This window comes from Pseudomonas sp. PS01301, from assembly GCF_029960215.1.
GTDB classification, from domain to species: domain Bacteria; phylum Pseudomonadota; class Gammaproteobacteria; order Pseudomonadales; family Pseudomonadaceae; genus Aquipseudomonas; species Aquipseudomonas coleopterorum.
In genome coordinates this window covers 47,660-64,701 of record NZ_JASCPM010000027.1, presented here as the reverse complement: position 1 = coordinate 64,701, position 17,042 = coordinate 47,660, and the positions used below count along the sequence as shown (strand labels likewise).

Here is a 17,042-nt window from a genome sequence, read left to right as displayed (position 1 = left end):
CCGCGTTCACAGTGACCTGTTGCGGAGGCGGCCGACGCGGCTTGCGCCGCTGCTACAGGGGAAGGTGGAATTCTTTACTTCGGTGCAGTGCACTCATAGGATGACTGATCACAAAAACAAAACCGAGGATCATTCATGCGTAAACATTTGCTTCTTGCCGCTGCCATTGGTTGCGCGGGCGGTATGGCTCAGGCCAACACCTTTGCCTATATCTCAAGCCCCGACGACGGCATGATCTCTCAATACCGCCTGGACGAAACCACCGGCTCCCTGACTCTGCTGCACCAGACCCCTGCTGGCGACAAGGTCAACCCCATGGCCCTCAGCCCCGATAACACGACCCTGTATGCCGCGCTGCGGGTCGAGCCCTTTCGAGTGATCGCTTACCGTATCGACCCCGGCACTGGCCAACTGACCGCCGCCGCCGAGGCACCGCTCGCTGCCAGCCTGGCGTACCTGAGCACCGATCGCAGCGGTCGCTACTTGATGGGCGCCTCCTACGGGGGCAACGTGCTTACCGTACAAGCCATCGATGCGGAGCATCGCCCGGCCAAGGAGAGCAAGGTCTACCCTACCGGCCCTTATGCCCACTCGGTGCGCAGCGACCCCAGCAACCATTTCGTCTACGCCACCTCGCTTGGGGATGAGAAGGTGATGCAGTTCTCCTTCGACCAGAAGAGCGGCGCACTGGAGCCCATCGGCCCTGCCCATGCGTCGGTGACAGCAGGTAGCGGCCCGCGGCACATCGCATTCGCGCCAGGAGGCAAGTTTCTCTACGTAGTGGGTGAGCTGAGCGGTACGGTCGACAGTTTTTCCATTGACTCGCAGACAGGCGCTCTGACCAAAGTGGCCCATGCCGAAGGCGTGCCCAAATCTCTGAATCTGGTACAGGGCGAAATCCGCAACGCGGCCAACAACGACCTCAAGGACGACCCTACCCCGCGGATCTGGGCGGCGGACATTCGCGTATCGCCGGATGGTCAGTTGATCTACATCACCGAGCGCACCACCAGCTCCGTCTCGGCATTCAAGTCCGATCCGAACAGCGGTACTTTGAGCTTCCAGGGCAATTATCCGTTGCAGGAAAAACAACCGCGCAACATCGCCTTCTCACCCAGTGGACGTTGGTTGCTGGTGACCGGCGAGAAAGCCGACAAGGTGGGAAGTTACGCAGTGGGTGCGCAAGGCGCGCTGACTCGTACCGGGGAGGCGCCTTCAGGCAAAGGCGCCCTGTGGATCGAGATGCTCAACCTGCCCGGCGTTTGAATCCAGGCATCAGGCGCGCAGGCGGCCGAGCCATTCGACCACTGTGCGCCAGACGCAGATGCCCAGGAAGTAGGCCGACATCAGGCTCCACAGCCCCATCGCCACCGGGTTGCTGGCCGGATGATTGAGAATCAGCACGAAGGTGCACAGCAGCCAGATCGAGGTCACGGCGATGTTGATCGCCATGAAGCGACGGACCCGAAACGGGTGCAGGAACTTCATCTTGGTGACGGTCAGCAGGGCCAGACCGATCACGCTGAGCAGCGCCACCCACGGCGACGGCGAAATGATGTACATGCACAGCGCGACCACGTTCCACGCCGCCGGGAATCCAACGAAGTAGTTGTCCTTGCTCTTCATGTTGACGTTGCAGAAGCAGAACAGCGACGACACCAGGATGATGCTGACAGTGATCAGCATGGTGAATTCGGGCAAGGGGATGTAGCGGTAGATGAACAGTGCCGGAATGAACACGTAGGTCAGGTAGTCGATCACCAGATCCAGCGTGGAGCCGTCGAAGTGTGGCAGTACCGACTGGGTGTTGAGCTTGCGCGCCAGCGAGCCGTCGACGCCGTCGACCACCAGCGCCAGGCCCAGCCACAGCAGGCAGATCTTCGGCTGGCCATCGAAAAGCGCCAGTGTGGCAAGAAAGGCCAGCACCACGCCGGTGGCGGTGAAGCCGTGGGCGCCCCATGCTTTGAGCGTGGCCGAGGGTCTGATCAATATCACGGGGTGTTCTCCAGGAAGTAGACGGGCCAAGACAATCGCTGGCAGGTATCCACAGCATTGACCCGAAAGCGGCCTCTGTAAAAGGGTGGGCCGCAGCTATCGACCGGGCGTGTGGGGGTAAGGTTCACGACTCGGTCCCCGTAAGTGTCACAGGTAACGCGGTGCGCTGCCAAGCGATTCACTGCATTGGAGTTTTTCTGGCGACGGACGTTGACCGACGCGCAGCGGCGCGGAGTAAGATGAGACCAGTGTCGATCAGCCCCATGCCCAGGAGGAAACGGTTTTTCATCAACAGGACAAGCAGACCCGGCGCCCAGGCTTGAAAGACAGACAGCCTGGGGCCGGTGAAGTCGCTCATTATCCAGATGGGGCGGCCCGTGTGGCCGCGCTACAGTGCGTTAAGGGAATATAGAATGGCCCCAAGAAATGTGATCAATGCCTCGGTGAGCCCCAAGGGCAGCCTTGAAACCCTCTCCCAGCGTGAAGTCCAGCAACTCAGCGCCGCCGGTTCGGGCAGCACCTACACCCTCTTTCGCCAGTGTGCCCTGGCCATCCTCAACACCGGCGCCCATGTCGACAACGCCAAGACCATCCTCGATGCCTATCAGGATTTCGAGGTGCGCATCCACCAGCAGGACCGCGGTGTTCGCCTGGAATTGTTGAACGCTCCGGCCGACGCCTTCGTCGACGGTGAAATGATCGCCAGCACTCGCGAAATGCTGTTCAGCGCATTGCGCGACATCGTCTACACCGAAAGCGAGCTGCACAGCCAGCGCATCGACCTGAGCGACTCCCAGGGCATCACCGACTACGTCTTTCATCTATTGCGCAACGCCCGCACCCTGCGTGCCGGCCTCGAGCCCAAGATGGTGGTGTGCTGGGGTGGCCACTCGATCAATTCGGACGAATACAAGTACACCAAGAAAGTCGGCCACGAACTGGGCCTGCGCAAATTGGACATCTGCACCGGCTGCGGCCCTGGCGTGATGAAAGGCCCGATGAAGGGCGCGACCATCGCCCATGCCAAGCAGCGCATGAGCGGCGGACGCTACCTGGGTCTGACCGAGCCGGGGATCATCGCGGCGGAAGCACCGAATCCGATCGTCAACGAGCTGGTCATTCTTCCCGATATCGAGAAGCGTCTGGAAGCGTTCGTGCGCGTCGGTCACGGGATCATCATCTTCCCCGGCGGCGCGGGCACGGCCGAGGAATTCCTGTACCTGCTGGGCATTCTGATGCACCCGGACAATCAGGGGCTGCCGTTCCCGGTAATCCTGACCGGTCCCAAGAGCGCCGAGGCGTATCTGCAGCAACTGGATCATTTCGTCGTGGCGACGTTGGGCGAGGCGGCGCGGGAGCACTACCAGATCATCATCGACAACCCGGCCGACGTGGCACGGGAGATGACCGAGTCGTTGAAGAAGGTCAAATCGTTCCGCCGCGAGCGTAACGACGCGTTCCACTTCAACTGGCTGCTGAAGATAGAGGAAAGTTTCCAGCGTCCCTTCGACCCGACCCACGCCAACATGGCCAACCTGGAACTGCGCCGCGCCCTGCCCCCGCATCAGCTGGCGGCCAACCTGCGCCGGGCGTTTTCCGGCATCGTGGCGGGTAACGTCAAGGACAAGGGCATTCGCCTGATCGAAGAACACGGGCCGTACCAGATCCGTGGTGATGCCGCAGTGATGGAGCCGCTGGACAAGTTGCTGCAGGCGTTCGTCGAGCAGCATCGCATGAAACTACCGGGTGGCGCAGCCTATGTGCCCTGCTACCGCGTTGTGACCTGATCCCTCCCTCTCCATGATCCGCTCCCACATCCCTGCGTGGGAGCGGTCATCGGCCGTGAAAATCTCACCGTATAACACCTGACACACCGCACCGTCCTCTTCTCGGCCACTGACCGCTGCCACCGTGTGCGCGTCGATCTGAGTGCGGTGGCCTCTTCTGTCGTGCGCGCTTTGCCAATAATCCACACAAACCTGTTGCGCATCCAGCGGGATAATTCTATCGTTATTCCACATCAACTATCGCATTGAGATAAACATGTCAGACATTGTGCTAGAAATCAAAGGCCCCGTCGCTGTCATCACCCTCAATCGTCCGGCGGTGCTCAATGCCTGGACCACGCCGATGCGTAACGAAATCATCGAAGCCCTGAATGACTACAACACCGACCCCGCCATCCAGGCCGTGATCATGACCGGCGCTGGCGACCGGGCATTTTCCGCAGGTCAGGACCTTTCCGAAGCCCATAATTTCGACGGCGATCGCGCCGTGGAATGGGTGGGTGAATGGGAGCGCTACTACGCCACGTTGCGCGGCCTCTCCAAGCCCCTGATCATCGCGCTCAACGGCACGGCCGCAGGTTCAGCGTTCCAGGTCGCGCTGCTGGGCGACATCCGCATCGGCCACCCCGGCGTGCGCATGGGCCAGCCAGAGATCAACTCGGGCATTCCCAGCACCACAGGTCCCTGGATCATGAACAGCATGCTGGGCATGTCGCGCACCATCGAGCTGACACTGACCGGCCGCTTGATGAATGCCGATGAATGCAAGCAGATCGGCTTGATTCACCATTTGGTGCCGGCCGATCAGGTGATGAGCAAGGCACTTGAAATCGCCGAAGAACTGGCCGCCAAGCCACCGATCGCCATGCGCCTGGACAAGCAGCGATTCCGCGAAATGAGTGAGCCGGGCTTCAAGGACTGCATCGAAGCCGGCCGACGTCTGCAAAAGGAAGCGTACGACTCCGGCGAGCCGGCACGCATGATGGAAGCCTTCTTCAAGGCGCGGGCCAAGTAAAACCTGGCCTACCTTCTGAAAGCAGATTAACAGTGGGAGCGCGCCAATTGTGGGAGCGGGCTCTGCCCGCGAAGGCGGCGATGCGGAGGCACTGATACACCGTGGAAGCCCGTTCGCGGGCAGAGACCCGCTCCCACAGGGTTCGCCCCCACACTGTGGGAGCGGGCTCTGCCCGCGAAGGCAGCGATGCCGAGGCACTGATACACCGTGGAGTCCCGTTCGCGGGCAGAGACCCGCTCCCACAGGGTCCTCTCCCACAGATCGCACTACGCACGGCGGCGGCCATGTACCTACCCCGGCTTTTTGCAACACCTTGACTGCCGACGTCCTGACTACCCAACGATCCATTCGTTTTTTGTAGGAGACTGTCATGCACACACCTTCCAACCCCGGACGCCGTCAGTTGCTCAAGGCCGGTGCCACCGTCGCTCTGGTCTGCGGTCTGCCCAGCGTAGTCCGCGCCGCCGACAGGCAGATCATCGTTTCCGATCCCGGTGGCCCCTACACCGAGGCCTACCGCAAGGCCTTCTACGACCCTTTCGAAAAAGCCACCGGCATCAAAGTCATCAGCGTGGCCCGCGAATCACAACCCGTGGCGCAGTTTTCGGCCATGGTGAAAACCCGCAATTACGTCTGGGATGTCACCACCCTGACCATCTCCGCCGACATCCCCTACCTCGAAGCCCAGGGCTTTCTCGAACCCATCGGTCTGTCGGCCAGCGAATACCCCGACCTGTTGCCCGAAGCGATCACCCCCAACTTCCTGGGCGTCGATGTGTACTCCACCGTGCTGGCCTACCGCACGGACACCTTCAAGGATGGCAAGGGCCCGCAGAGCTGGGCGGACTTCTGGAACGTCGAGCAGTTTCCCGGCCGTCGCTGCCTGCGCCGCAGCCCCCTGGACACGTTGGAACAGGCACTGCTGGCCGACGGCGTAGGCCTCGACGAGCTGTACCCGATGGACGTCGACCGCGCCTTCAAGAGCCTGGACAAGATCAAACCGCACATCGACCTGTGGTGGACCTCCGGTGCGCAGGCGATGCAGGCCATCCAGAGCGGCGAAGTCGACATGATCTCGGCCTGGAACGGCCGCGCCCAGGCGGCCATCGACAATGGCGCTCCGGTGCAGATCGTCTGGAACCAAGGGCTGTATTCCATCGAAGGCTGGGCGATTCCCAAGGGCACGCCACACGCCGACATGGCCAAGCAGTTCGTGCGCTTCTGCGCCGATGCCAAGCGCCAGTCCGATTTCACCGACACGCTGGCCTACGGCCCCACCAACCGCAAGTCGTTCGAGTTCATCGCCCCCGAGCGCGCAGCGTTGTTGCCCACTGCGCCGCAGAACCTGGAACACATGCGCCTGCCCAGCCCGGCCTGGTGGGCCGAGCACCGCACCGCCGTGACCGAGCGGTTCAACGCCTGGATCTTGTCGTAAGGGAGTCGATGCATGAGCGTGAAACTTGAAACCCGTGGCCTGGGCAAGACCTATGGTCAGTTCGTCGCCCTGCAACCTACCGATATTCAGGTGCGTGAAGGCGAATTCCTGACCCTGCTCGGGCCTTCGGGCTCGGGCAAGACCACCCTGCTGCAGATGATTTCCGGGTTGGTCCCGCCCGACAGCGGGCAGTTGCTGATCGACGGCCAGGAGGCGACCCACATCGCACCCGGCAAACGCGGCATCGGCCTGGTGTTCCAGAGCTACGCGCTGTTTCCGCACATGAGCGTGCGCGACAACGTGGCCTACGGCTTGCGCATGCGCAAGTACCCCAAGGCCGAGGTCAGCCAGGCAGTCGACGATGCCCTGGCCATGGTGCGCATGGAGGACTTCGCCCATCGCTACCCGAACGAATTGTCCGGTGGCCAGCAGCAGCGCATTGCCCTGGCGCGCTGCTTCGCCTATCGACCCTCGATCATCCTGCTCGATGAACCACTGGGCGCGCTGGACAAGAACCTGCGTGAGCACATGCAACTGGAAATCCGCCGCATGCACAAGGAGCTGGGAGCCACGTTCATCTATGTCACCCACGATCAGGAAGAGGCGCTGACCCTGTCGGACCGCATCTGCCTGATGAACCGGGCGCGGATCGAGCAGCTGGCGACGCCAGAAGAACTGTACGATCGCCCGGCCACACGCTTTGCAGCCGAATTCATCGGCCATTCCAACCTGTTGCAGGGCCAGCGCGACGGTGCTGGCCACCTGCAGGTCGAAGGTCAACGGCTGGACCTGACCGGATGCGCCGGGCACCTGGCGCCCAGCGCAGGGACCGAAGCGTTTCTGCTGATCCGGCCCGAAGCCGCGCGCCTCACCGACCCCGCCGCAGGCCTGCTGCAAGGCACCGTGGATGAATGCGTGTTCCTGGGCAGTGACACCCGCGCCTTGGTCCGACTGCCCTCGGGCAACCGCTTCAGCGTGCGCTGTTCGCGCGACCTCAGCCCCCGCATCGGCGACCCGGTGGGCATCGCCTGGGACCCGACCCGGGCTACCCTGCTGCCTGCGCAGGCCGTGTCATGAGCTGGCGCAAGGGCCTGATTCCGGCCATCCCCGCCCTGCTGTTCCTGGCGCTGTTCTTTCTGTTGCCGGTTGCGGAAATGCTCATGGGCAGTTTTCAGAACGCCAGCGGCGAGCTGAGCCTGGGCAACTTCGAACGAATCGCATCGACCCCAGTGTATGCACGCGTTTTAGGTATCACCTTCTGGATCTCGGCGCTGACGGCATTGTTGTCGGTACTGCTGGCCTACCCGGTGGCGTACCTGCTGACCCGCCTCTCGCCCATGGGCCGCGAGCGCTGGTTGCTGTGGATCATGCTGCCGTTCTGGACCAGCTACCTGGTCAAGACCTACGCATGGATGCTGCTGCTGTCGCGCAAAGGACTGCTGACCACTCTGGCCGCCGATGTGCTGGACAATCCATCCGGATTGGTCCCGGCACTTTCCGGGGTGCTGATCGGCATGGTGCATTCGATGCTGCCGCTGGCCGTGATCACCCTGCTGCCGATCATGCGCAGCATCGATCAACGCCTCGCACCCGCCGCGCAAACCTTGGGCGCCAGCGGGTCGATGAGTTTCTTCAGTATTTTCCTGCCGCTGTCGGCGCCGGGCATTGCCGCCGCCGGGCTGTTGGTGTTCATCACCAGCCTGGGCTTCTTCATCGTGCCTGCGCTGCTGGGTTCGCCACGGGAAATGATGGTGGCGCAACTGGTGATTTCCTCGGTGCTCGACCTGTTCGACATGAACTTTGCCGGCGCCCTCTCGGTGGTGCTGCTGGCCTGCTCGCTGGTGGTGTTCGTGATCTACGATCGCATCGCCGGGCTGTCGTCGCTGGGCGGCGAGGCGCCCAAGGAGCGCCAGTCCGGACGCGGCCTGCAGATGCTGATCTGGCTCGGGCATCTGTTTTCGGGCAAGGGCAACGCTCCCCGGCGCAGTGGCGACGGTGTGCTGCTCACGGGCTACAGCGTGTTGTTGGTCATGCTGTTGATCCTGCCAGTGCTGGTGGTCGTCCCGCTGGCCTTCACCAGCAGCCCGTTCATTGCCTTTCCACCCAAGCTGTTCAGCCTGAAGTGGTTCGAAGAATTCTTCACGTCCGCGGTATGGCAGGCGGCGCTGTTGCGTTCGCTGTGCGTCGGTGTGGCCACGGCCTTGTTGGCCCTGGTGCTGGGCTTTGGCGCGACCCTGGCACTGACACGGGTCAGCGCAGGTTGGCGCAAGGGCCTGTTCGCCCTGTTCATCGCACCACTTATCGTGCCGCGCATCGTCATCGCCCTCGGCCTGCTCTACCTGTTTTCCCGACTGGGACTGGCGGGCAAGGACATCGGCCTGGTACTGGGCCATACCGTGCTGGCCCTGCCCTATGTGGTGGTGACCCTGTCCGCGGCCTTCAAGCAATACGACTGGCGTCTGGACGATGCTGCGCGGATCCTCGGTGCCGGCGCATTCACTCGCCTGCGCACGGTGACCCTGCCGCTGATGTCGGCGAGCCTGGTCTCGGCCTTCCTGCTGGCCTTCATCACTTCGTTCGACGACCTGACCATCGCCATCTTCGTCAGTGGCGGCATCAATACCACCTTGCCCAAGCAGATGTGGGACAGCATCCAACTGGCGCTGACGCCGACCCTGGCTGCGGTTTCCACCACCTTGCTGGTGTTCATCGTGCTGTTTGCCGTGATCGCCCAGTGGGTCTCGCGGCGCTCCAACTCCAAACGTCAAGGGCTCTGAACGATGCATCCATACACTCGATTCTTCCCGCATCGCATCAGTCAGGATCAACTGACCACCGCACCGCTTATCCATACTGGCCTGGTGATCGATGACGACGCTGTACGCGTCACGTTCGAAGGTCGTTCCCTGACTACACGGGAATTGCGCCAGCGGGTCGCCGCGCTGCAACAGGTACTGGCCGAACGTGGCCTGCGGGCCGGACACCGGGTCGCGGTCATGCTGGGCAACAGCGACGACCAGATCGTATTGATCTATGCACTGATCCTCAGCGGCCTGGTGTGGATTCCCATCAACACCAAGCTGCGCGGGCCGGGCCTGGACTACCCGTTCGAACATGCCCGCCCGGACCTCGTGGTGGGCGACGCCGAGTTCGCCGAGCGCCTGGCGAGCAGTGCCGCAGGCCACCTTGACTGTGTCGACATCAACACGCTGCACGAACAGGCGCTGGCCTGCCCGGCCGCGACCCTGCGCCTGGAAGACAGTGCGACCGATGCCACGCTCTGTGTGATCTACACCTCTGGCACCACCGGGGCGCCCAAGGGCGTGGTGTTCACTCACCGCATGTTGCGCATTGCCAGTGAGGCGGTATTGCAGGTCGCCGACGTCAAGGCCGGCGATCGTCTGCTGTTGTGGGAACCGCTGTGCCACATCGGCGGTGCGCAGATGCTGCTGATGCCCTTTCTGGCCGAGGTCAGCCTGAACGTGGTGCAGCGGTTTTCCGCGAGCAAGTTCTGGGCGCAGTGCGTGCAAGTGCAGGCCACGCAATTGCATTATCTGGGCGGGATCATCGATATCCTCATGCAGCAGCCCGAAGAGCAGTGGCCTGCCCACCATGCTCTACGCACCTTGTGGGGCGCAGGTGTCAGCCTGGCCAACTGGGCGGCGATCGAGCAGCGTTTCGGCTGCCCGCTGCGCGAATGCTATGGCATGACCGAATGTTCCAGCTTCGCCACCTTGAACCGCACCGGCAAGCCCGGCTCGATCGGCCGCGCCTTGCCATGGCTGAGCCTGGAACTGCTGGACCCCTACGGCAAGCCCGTCGAAGTCGGGCAATTGGGGGAAATCGTACTTGCCAGCGAGGTCGACGGCGTCTTTCTGCCCGGCTACCTCGACAACCCGGAAGCGACGGCCAGCGCCTTGCGCGACGGCCGCCTGTTCACCGGAGACATGGCTCGCATGGATGCCGAGGGCGACCTGTTCTTCGTCGGCCGTCGCACCGACAGCATGCGCGTGCGGGGCGAGAACGTGTCCGCCTGGGAGGTGGAGCGGGTGTTCAGTGGGCATCCAGCGGTGCAGGCCTGCGCCGCGATCGGGGTCGAGTCGACGGTCGGCGAGCAGGAAATCCTGCTGTACGTGCAACTGCAGACCGATACCCCCCCGGACTGGCCAGCCATGCTCGAATGGGCCGCTCGCCGGTGCGCCTCCTATCAATTGCCACGCTACTACCAGCAAGTGGAGGGGTTCGAGTTGACCCCCAGCGAACGCATCAAGAAACACCTGCTGCCCAAGGACGCCAGCCTGGCCTGGGACAGCCGCAGTTGAATGCAGGACCAGGCCCGAACTGCGCAGTAACGTTCTAGTGAATAGCGATAGAAAGTGCCAGGCATCTGCCGGATAATCGGTTTTTTTCACCACTGTGTTGCGTTCATGGCCCGTACCCCGAAGACCCCACCTGCCGATCCCACGGCCTCCTCGCTCTACGTGCAGTCCGTCGACAAGGCCATGAAAGTGCTCATGGCCTTCGACGGCAGCCAGCGCCAGTTGTCGCTGTCAGACATCGCCGCACTGACCGGCATGGACCTCAGCGCTGCCCAGCGCTTCACCCACACCCTGGCGACCCTGGGCTATCTGAACAAGGACAGCAGCAAGAAGTACGAGCTGTCGCCGCGGCTGCTGGACTTCACCTATCACTACCTGACGTCCAGCGAACTGGTGACCCGCGCCGCACCCTATCTGCAACAGTTGAGCGCGGACACTGAAGAGGCGACCAACCTGACGGTGCTCGACGGCACCGACATCGTCTACGTGCAACGCATCGTCAGCCGGCATGTGTTCAACGCCAGCGTCATCATCGGCACTCGTCTGCCGGCCTGGTGCACGGCGCCCGGTCAGGCGTTGCTGGCGACCTACAGTGACGATGAAGTGAACGACATCTTCGACCGCAGCCAGTTCGTCCAGCACACGCCGGCCACCATCACCGATCGCGGGCAGATCTGGGCCAGCATCGAGCAGATCCGCCAGCGTCGCTATGCGCACACCGAAGACCAGTTCTTCTACGGCGATGTTTCCACCGCGGCGGCCATCGTCGATGGCAACGGCCGCGGTATCGGCGCTGTGAACCTGGCGGTCTCTCGCTCGCGCTGGGTCCCGGAGCGCGATACCAAGCGCTATGCCGATCTGGTGATCAGCGCGGCATCGTCGATTTCGGTCAAGCGCAAGGTGTGAGTCAGATGCTTCTGTAGGAGCGGTCATCGGCCGCGAACGACGAGCGCAGCAATAACTGCCGTCATCGCTCTGCAACATGACTGACTTAATCTGCGAGGCTTCCCGACCCGGTAATTCGCCATGCACCGTCTGTTTTTCATGCTGTGCATCCTGAGCCTGTGCAGCGGCGCCCTCGCCGGCCCGGACACATTGCGCATCCAGGGCTCCAATACCCTCGGTGCGGCGCTGCTCCCAGCCCTGGTGCGCGGCCTGCTCGAAGCCCGCGGCCTGCAGGATATCCAGACGTTCACCCCGGCTCCAGGCGAGCAACTCATCACCGCGCACGAGCCGAACGGTTCACCGCTGCGCTTTGCCATCGCCGCCCACGGTTCCAGCACCGGCTTCGACGGCCTGCTGAGCGGCCAGGCAGACCTGGCCGCTTCATCCAGACCGATCAGTGACCTGGAGCGTGCCAGACTGGCGCCTCTGGGTGACCTGACCAGTTTCGCCGCCGAACACGTGATCGCCATCGATGGCGTGGCGGTCATCGTTCATCCGGACAACCCCCTTCGACAACTGACAACGCAGCAGCTTGCCCAGGTGTTCAGTGGCGAGATCGACGACTGGCGCGTGCTCGGTGGCCGTGGACCGATCCATGTACTGGCCCGGGACGATCGCTCGGGTACGTGGGAGACTTTCCGCGACCAGGTGTTGAGCCCTTATGGCAGCCGACTGAGCAGCCACGCGCTGAGGCTGGAATCCAGCGAGCAATTGTCGGATAGGGTCAGTGCCGATCGCCAAGCCATCGGTTTCATCGGCCTGGCCTCGGTGCGCAAGGCCCGAGCCCTGGCGATCGTCGATGGTGCCAGCCAGCCCATGGCGCCTACGGTCAGCTTGATCGCAACCCAGGACTATCCGCTGAGCCGACGGCTCTACCTGTACAGCGCGCCTACACGCCCTTCGCCCTGGGCCGACGCGCTGATCGCCTTCGCCCAGAGCGAAGTGGGCCAGGGCATCGTCGCCAGCCAGGGCTTCGTGGCGCAAACGGTAAAGGCCATGAGCGTCCCGACTTCGCCCGACATGCCCCTGCTCTACCGGCAACTGGCCCGTGACGGCCTGCGCCTGTCGGTCAGCTTTCGCTTCGCCGAGGGCAGCGCCACGCTGGATAACAAGGCGTTGGCCGATGTGGTTCGGGTGCAGGACTACCTTGGCCGTCATGGTTTGCTGCAGAAAAAAACCACGCTGGTGGGTTTTGGCGATGCGAAGGACGATCCCGCCCGCGCCGTGTTGCTGTCTCGGCTCAGAGCCATGGCCGTGCGCCGGGAGCTGGTCAAGGCCGGCGTGGTGCTGCGCGACATCCAGGGCCTTGGTGCGCAACTGCCGGTGGCGACCAATGAGGTCGATGAGGGGCGAATCAAGAATCGTCGGGTGGAAGTGTGGATCAACCCATAGCCGTCGGGGTGTCACCTGTGCGGCACCCGGACACAAAGTGTTACCGGTCCTGCCGATGGGGAACGCGAAGCGGGTAACATGGGAACAAATCTGCGTCACTCTGTCGCACTACGTTTGCGCAGAAACCCTAAGCCATTGATTATAAAGAGGTTGCAAAAGTTGGCACGCACCCTGCTATAGCTTACGTACAACAATAACAACAACGCGACAAACCAATAACAACAAGACGAAACGACTCTGACATAACAAGAACAAACGCGACAGAGACGTAGCTAACAGATTTTTTTGGAGAAGATGGGCTTTTCAGGGGCTTGCCCCGCAGCCAGGTAGAGAACAATAAAACTACGTTCAGTAGCTACCCACTGGTTGGATCGATGATGAAAGCAGATCAGCGCTCAAAAAAATACGTTTGCTCTTGATCCCGCATGGGGATCGCACAACACGCGGTACGGGTCACGACCGACAACTACAACAACAGGTCGCCCCTCAATAATAAAAACAGAGCATGCAGAAAAACCTTGAGGGGAGCCTAGGCTCCCCTCAGTGCTTTCCGGGTTTTGCTTTCCAGGCGCCGATGCGAGGTCCGCATCGGCGCCAGCAACCGATCAGATCGGCGAAGCACTCACCACACGCAGGGCCAGGCCCTCATACGGGTCCAGAGTGATGGTGAATTCACCGTCTTCGGTCAGATCGCCCTCGACCCGCTCGTTGATGATGTCCACCACCGGACCTGCCGCGATGCCTGGCAGATGCAGGGTCTCCACGATCGGCTCATTGCTGAAGTTCAGCGCAGTGATCTGCGTGCCTTTGCCCGCTGGCAGTTCATGGACCATCAGCAACAGCCCGGGATGCTGCACGTCCGGGATCAGAATCTGCTTGCTGGCCGCAATGTCGTAGGCACGCCGCACCGCCAGAATCTTCTTCAGCTGCGAAGCGAAGCTGTCTGGACGCTGCAGTTGATCGACCAGGTTGCCGTACAGGGTCTTGGGACGCGGCATGTTCCCGGCGGAGAACTCTGCGGTTGGATCAAGGCCCACCAGGTCGTATGCGCCACGGTGGATCCAGCGCGTGTCACCGTCTTCCATCAGATGCGCCACTTCTTCGGCCGGCAGAGTCAGTGCGCCGACCAGGTCCCAGCCCGACAGCGCGAACACGCCAGGCTGCATGGCGTTGTACATCACCAGCAGCAAGTGAATGTGCTGGATCTGCTTGATGTCCTGCTCGGTGATCGCTTCCAGATCACGAATGCCCAGCGCCGCCGTGATGATGCTGGCGGTGGTGCAGGAAACCCCGTTGGTCACGAACTTCAGGTTGTAGGGCGCGTGCTCACCGGCCAGGCGCTCGTACATCTCTTCGCGAATGTGCTCGCGCAGAATGTTGCCGGGGAAGGTCTGGCCTTGGTACAGGTAGGTATCGTGAGCGTGCAGGGTCCAGAAGTGCACCAGCTCCAGGGTCAACTCGTCGTGATTCTGCAAGGCGTGAATCAGCGAAGCCGGGTCGATGCCGAAAGCATGCACTTGCCGCAGCATCAGCCGCAGGAACTCGGTGTTGCCCAGCAGCAGCGCATGTTGATAGGCCGGACGAGTGATGAAGTCGTAGGACAGGTCCGCGCCGCCGTGGGACATGGAGGCGATATCGTCGATGGTCAGGTTCAGCTCCTGGAAGCTGAAACCGCCGGCCTTGCGAATGGCACCGCCGAGCAATTGGTTGCCGTTGACCGACAGCGGATGGCTTTCGGACCAGGCCGGGCCTTCGGCACGCCGCTCGACTCCCAGGAAACCGTTGGCGTCCAGGCGCAGGATGCGCGCGCCCATCACGTCGATGGAATGCAGGGCATCGCCAATGATCATCTGCTGCGCGGCGAAGGTCGGGTCCAGCCAGTTGAGTGAAGGCTGACCTTCCTTGAAGTAGTGCAGGTACACCCAACGCCGCGGCTTGCCGTCCACGCCGACCACCACCGGGGTGGCGCTCCAGTCGGTTTCCTTGACGCCCGGCTCGAAGAAGATCACCCGCTGCAACTGGCCAACGATGTAGTGCTTGTCCTTGAGGATGTCGCAGACTTCCGGGGTCAGGTTGACCGCATCGCGACCGGCCGGCACTTCAGGCAACAGGCCCCAGTCCTCCTCCTTGATCTCGACCATGTGGTAGAGGCCTGGATAGTCCGCATGGGCCATTTCGGCCAGACGGAAATCCGCGCCTTTACCGGTGTGCGAGGGGATCGCATCGTCGATGACCACGGCGTTGTGCGCGGCGGCCATGCGGCTGAGCTGGATCATGTCGGCTTCGGTGCCCAGTTCAGGGTCGATGTCGAAGCTCATGCGGTCGAAGTTGCCGTCCACGCTGGGCGTGCGTTCACGTCCGCGCAGGCCACCGGAGAGCTTCAACGGGCCGTTGTGAATGCCCCGAATGCCAATCTCGGACAGCGCATGCCACAAGGTTTCGTCACCCAGGGCCTGCAACACCGAGCCCTCTTCGCGGGTGACGATGGAAGCTGGGTAGGCAGTGAACCACACCGAAGCAATGGCGGAGGCGTCCCGAGGTCTGGCCTGGGCGTAGGGTCGCTGCCACAGCCGTGCCTGTCCGGCGTACAGCTTGGCGCGCTGTTTGGCCGTGTGCAGCATGGACTGGTCGACCAGCCATTGGATGTAGTCCTTGTCCGGCGTCGTCATCGTTACTTGCCCTCGAAAAGTGTCCTACATTGAGAGTACGACGGAAGGTTATCGTTGCATCCGTCGCGGATTTCCCTGAAGGCGCCCGCTGACCTGATCCGACATTCGGTATAAAGCATTGTGCCATCAGGCCGATACAGCATTGGCAGGGGATTCTCCCTGCGCGGGCGATCAACAGGAGAGACCCATGATTACCTTTCTGCTGGGCTGGTGCGCACTGTCCGTTCTTGCGGCTATCGTCTTTGTCGGACTGATACGCGCGGACAAGCGACGCGAAGTACAGGCCATGGAAAAAGCGCGTACATCGTACGATCGCGTTTTCTTTCAGACACGCCTGTTGGGGTGAGCTAGCCGGATTTCGACCGTAGCGATGCGGCTGGAAAAAGAGGCGGTTGCCGCTCGAGCGAGCGGCGGCGGGATACAGGGCAAGCCGAGCGCCAGCTGCCGGCCTGCCCTGAAGCATCAGACCTTGACGATCCAACCCTCGGGTGCTTCCACGTCGCCGGCCTGAATACCGGTCAATTCCTTGTACAGGCGCTGGGTGAACGGCCCCACTTCTTCCTGGCTGTAGAACACGTGCAGCTTGTCCTTGTATTCGATACCCCCGATCGGGGTGATCACCGCCGCGGTGCCGCAAGCACCGGCTTCCTTGAACTGGTCGAGCTGATCGATCAGAACGTCACCTTCGATGACTTTCAGACCCAGGCGCGATTGCGCCAGTTCGATCAGCGACAGACGGGTGATGCCGGGCAATACCGACGGCGATTTCGGGGTCACGAACTCGTCGTTCTGGGTAATCGCGAAGAAGTTGGCCGAGCCCACCTCCTCGATCTTGGTGTGGGTCTGTGGATCCAGGTAGATGCAGTCGGCGAAGTTGGCCTTCTTGGCGTTGGAGCCTGGCATCAGGCTGGCAGCGTAGTTGCCACCGACCTTGGCGGCACCGGTGCCGTTGGGCGCAGCGCGATCGTAGCCGGAGATGACGAAATCGTGCGGTTTCATGCCGCCCTTGAAGTAAGGGCCGACCGGAATGCAGAAGATCGAGAAGATGAACTCGGGTGCGGTGCGCACGCCGATGTTGTCACCCACGCCGATCACGAAAGGACGCAGGTACAGGGCGCCGCCGGAACCATAGGGCGGAATGAAGCGCTCGTTGGCCGCGACCACTTTGCGGCAGGCTTCGATGAACACCTCGGTGGGGACTTGCGGCATCAACAGGCGACCACAGCTGCGCTGCATGCGCAGAGCGTTCTGGTCGGGGCGGAACAGGTTGATCGAACCATCCTTGCAACGGTAGGCCTTGAGGCCCTCGAAGCACTGCTGCCCATAGTGAAGTGCGGTAGAGCCTTCGCTGATGTGCAGCACATTGTCTTCGGTCAGGTTGCCCTGATCCCATTCACCGTCGCGCCAGTGCGACAGGTAGCGCAGATCGGTCTTGATGTAGTCGAAACCCAGTTTGTCCCAGTTGATGCTTTCGTGACCCATGAC

At 62.1% G+C, this 17,042-nt stretch carries 13 protein-coding genes; 10 read left to right on the top strand and 3 right to left on the bottom strand.

What is annotated here, in order from left to right; all coding sequences use genetic code 11:
* Positions 1-135: 135 nt before the first annotated feature.
* Positions 136-1,266, top strand: a complete 1,131-nt coding sequence (locus QMX89_RS15105) for a lactonase family protein (protein ID WP_192067382.1) — start codon at positions 136-138, stop codon at positions 1,264-1,266.
* Between the two features lie 9 nt (positions 1,267-1,275).
* Here the strand turns inward: QMX89_RS15105 and pcsA are convergent, their stop codons facing one another.
* Entirely contained in the window at positions 1,276-1,995 is a 720-nt protein-coding gene (pcsA, locus tag QMX89_RS15100; RefSeq protein ID WP_049859507.1) for a phosphatidylcholine synthase, read from the bottom strand.
* A 413-nt stretch (positions 1,996-2,408) separates the two neighbouring features.
* Here pcsA and ppnN point away from each other — a divergent pair, with 413 nt between their 5' ends.
* From ppnN to QMX89_RS15060, 8 genes are all read left to right on the top strand, one after another.
* A complete protein-coding gene (gene ppnN / locus QMX89_RS15095; protein ID WP_090358408.1) occupies positions 2,409-3,782 on the top strand; it encodes a nucleotide 5'-monophosphate nucleosidase PpnN in 1,374 nt (457 codons plus the stop codon).
* Positions 3,783-4,038: 256 nt separating this feature from the next.
* On the top strand, positions 4,039-4,797 hold the full coding sequence (locus tag QMX89_RS15090) for an enoyl-CoA hydratase/isomerase family protein (protein WP_282348808.1): 759 nt from the start codon (positions 4,039-4,041) through the stop codon (positions 4,795-4,797).
* A 370-nt stretch (positions 4,798-5,167) separates the two neighbouring features.
* Positions 5,168-6,232: an ABC transporter substrate-binding protein gene (locus QMX89_RS15085; RefSeq protein ID WP_134722430.1), complete on the top strand. Its 1,065-nt coding sequence runs from the start codon at positions 5,168-5,170 to the stop codon at positions 6,230-6,232.
* A 12-nt stretch (positions 6,233-6,244) separates the two neighbouring features.
* Positions 6,245-7,309 (top strand): ABC transporter ATP-binding protein, encoded by a 1,065-nt coding sequence (locus QMX89_RS15080; protein ID WP_282348807.1) that lies wholly within the window; start codon positions 6,245-6,247, stop codon positions 7,307-7,309.
* On the top strand, positions 7,306-9,009 hold the full coding sequence (locus QMX89_RS15075) for an ABC transporter permease subunit (RefSeq protein ID WP_282348806.1): 1,704 nt from the start codon (positions 7,306-7,308) through the stop codon (positions 9,007-9,009). Before QMX89_RS15080 ends, QMX89_RS15075 begins: the two co-directional genes overlap by 4 nt.
* Positions 9,010-9,012: 3 nt before the next feature.
* Positions 9,013-10,554 (top strand): AMP-binding protein, encoded by a 1,542-nt coding sequence (locus QMX89_RS15070; RefSeq protein WP_282348805.1) that lies wholly within the window; start codon positions 9,013-9,015, stop codon positions 10,552-10,554.
* Positions 10,555-10,659: 105 nt separating this feature from the next.
* Positions 10,660-11,457 (top strand): IclR family transcriptional regulator C-terminal domain-containing protein, encoded by a 798-nt coding sequence (locus QMX89_RS15065; protein ID WP_201782759.1) that lies wholly within the window; start codon positions 10,660-10,662, stop codon positions 11,455-11,457.
* A gap of 138 nt (positions 11,458-11,595) precedes the next feature.
* Positions 11,596-12,888, top strand: coding sequence for a substrate-binding domain-containing protein (locus tag QMX89_RS15060; protein ID WP_282348811.1), 1,293 nt, complete (start codon positions 11,596-11,598; stop codon positions 12,886-12,888).
* A 605-nt stretch (positions 12,889-13,493) separates the two neighbouring features.
* Here QMX89_RS15060 and treS read toward each other — a convergent pair.
* Positions 13,494-15,557, bottom strand: coding sequence for a maltose alpha-D-glucosyltransferase (gene treS, locus QMX89_RS15055; protein ID WP_282348803.1), 2,064 nt, complete (start codon positions 15,555-15,557; stop codon positions 13,494-13,496).
* Between the two features lie 187 nt (positions 15,558-15,744).
* Here treS and QMX89_RS15050 point away from each other — a divergent pair, with 187 nt between their 5' ends.
* Positions 15,745-15,903 (top strand): hypothetical protein, encoded by a 159-nt coding sequence (locus QMX89_RS15050; RefSeq protein WP_167649305.1) that lies wholly within the window; start codon positions 15,745-15,747, stop codon positions 15,901-15,903.
* Positions 15,904-16,019: 116 nt separating this feature from the next.
* Here QMX89_RS15050 and QMX89_RS15045 read toward each other — a convergent pair whose 3' ends face one another.
* Positions 16,020-17,039: a branched-chain amino acid aminotransferase gene (locus QMX89_RS15045; protein ID WP_090358426.1), complete on the bottom strand. Its 1,020-nt coding sequence runs from the start codon at positions 17,037-17,039 to the stop codon at positions 16,020-16,022.
* Positions 17,040-17,042 lie beyond the last annotated feature (3 nt).

Coding starts and splice junctions, on each gene's coding strand:
- QMX89_RS15105 (WP_192067382.1), top strand. CDS start 136: ATGCGTAAACATTTGCTTCTTGCCGCTGCCATTGGTTGCGCGGGCGGT.
- ppnN (WP_090358408.1), top strand. CDS start 2,409: ATGGCCCCAAGAAATGTGATCAATGCCTCGGTGAGCCCCAAGGGCAGC.
- QMX89_RS15090 (WP_282348808.1), top strand. CDS start 4,039: ATGTCAGACATTGTGCTAGAAATCAAAGGCCCCGTCGCTGTCATCACC.
- QMX89_RS15085 (WP_134722430.1), top strand. CDS start 5,168: ATGCACACACCTTCCAACCCCGGACGCCGTCAGTTGCTCAAGGCCGGT.
- QMX89_RS15080 (WP_282348807.1), top strand. CDS start 6,245: ATGAGCGTGAAACTTGAAACCCGTGGCCTGGGCAAGACCTATGGTCAG.
- QMX89_RS15075 (WP_282348806.1), top strand. CDS start 7,306: ATGAGCTGGCGCAAGGGCCTGATTCCGGCCATCCCCGCCCTGCTGTTC.
- QMX89_RS15070 (WP_282348805.1), top strand. CDS start 9,013: ATGCATCCATACACTCGATTCTTCCCGCATCGCATCAGTCAGGATCAA.
- QMX89_RS15065 (WP_201782759.1), top strand. CDS start 10,660: ATGGCCCGTACCCCGAAGACCCCACCTGCCGATCCCACGGCCTCCTCG.
- QMX89_RS15060 (WP_282348811.1), top strand. CDS start 11,596: ATGCTGTGCATCCTGAGCCTGTGCAGCGGCGCCCTCGCCGGCCCGGAC.
- treS (WP_282348803.1), bottom strand. CDS start 15,557: ATGACGACGCCGGACAAGGACTACATCCAATGGCTGGTCGACCAGTCC.
- QMX89_RS15050 (WP_167649305.1), top strand. CDS start 15,745: ATGATTACCTTTCTGCTGGGCTGGTGCGCACTGTCCGTTCTTGCGGCT.
- QMX89_RS15045 (WP_090358426.1), bottom strand. CDS start 17,039: ATGGGTCACGAAAGCATCAACTGGGACAAACTGGGTTTCGACTACATC.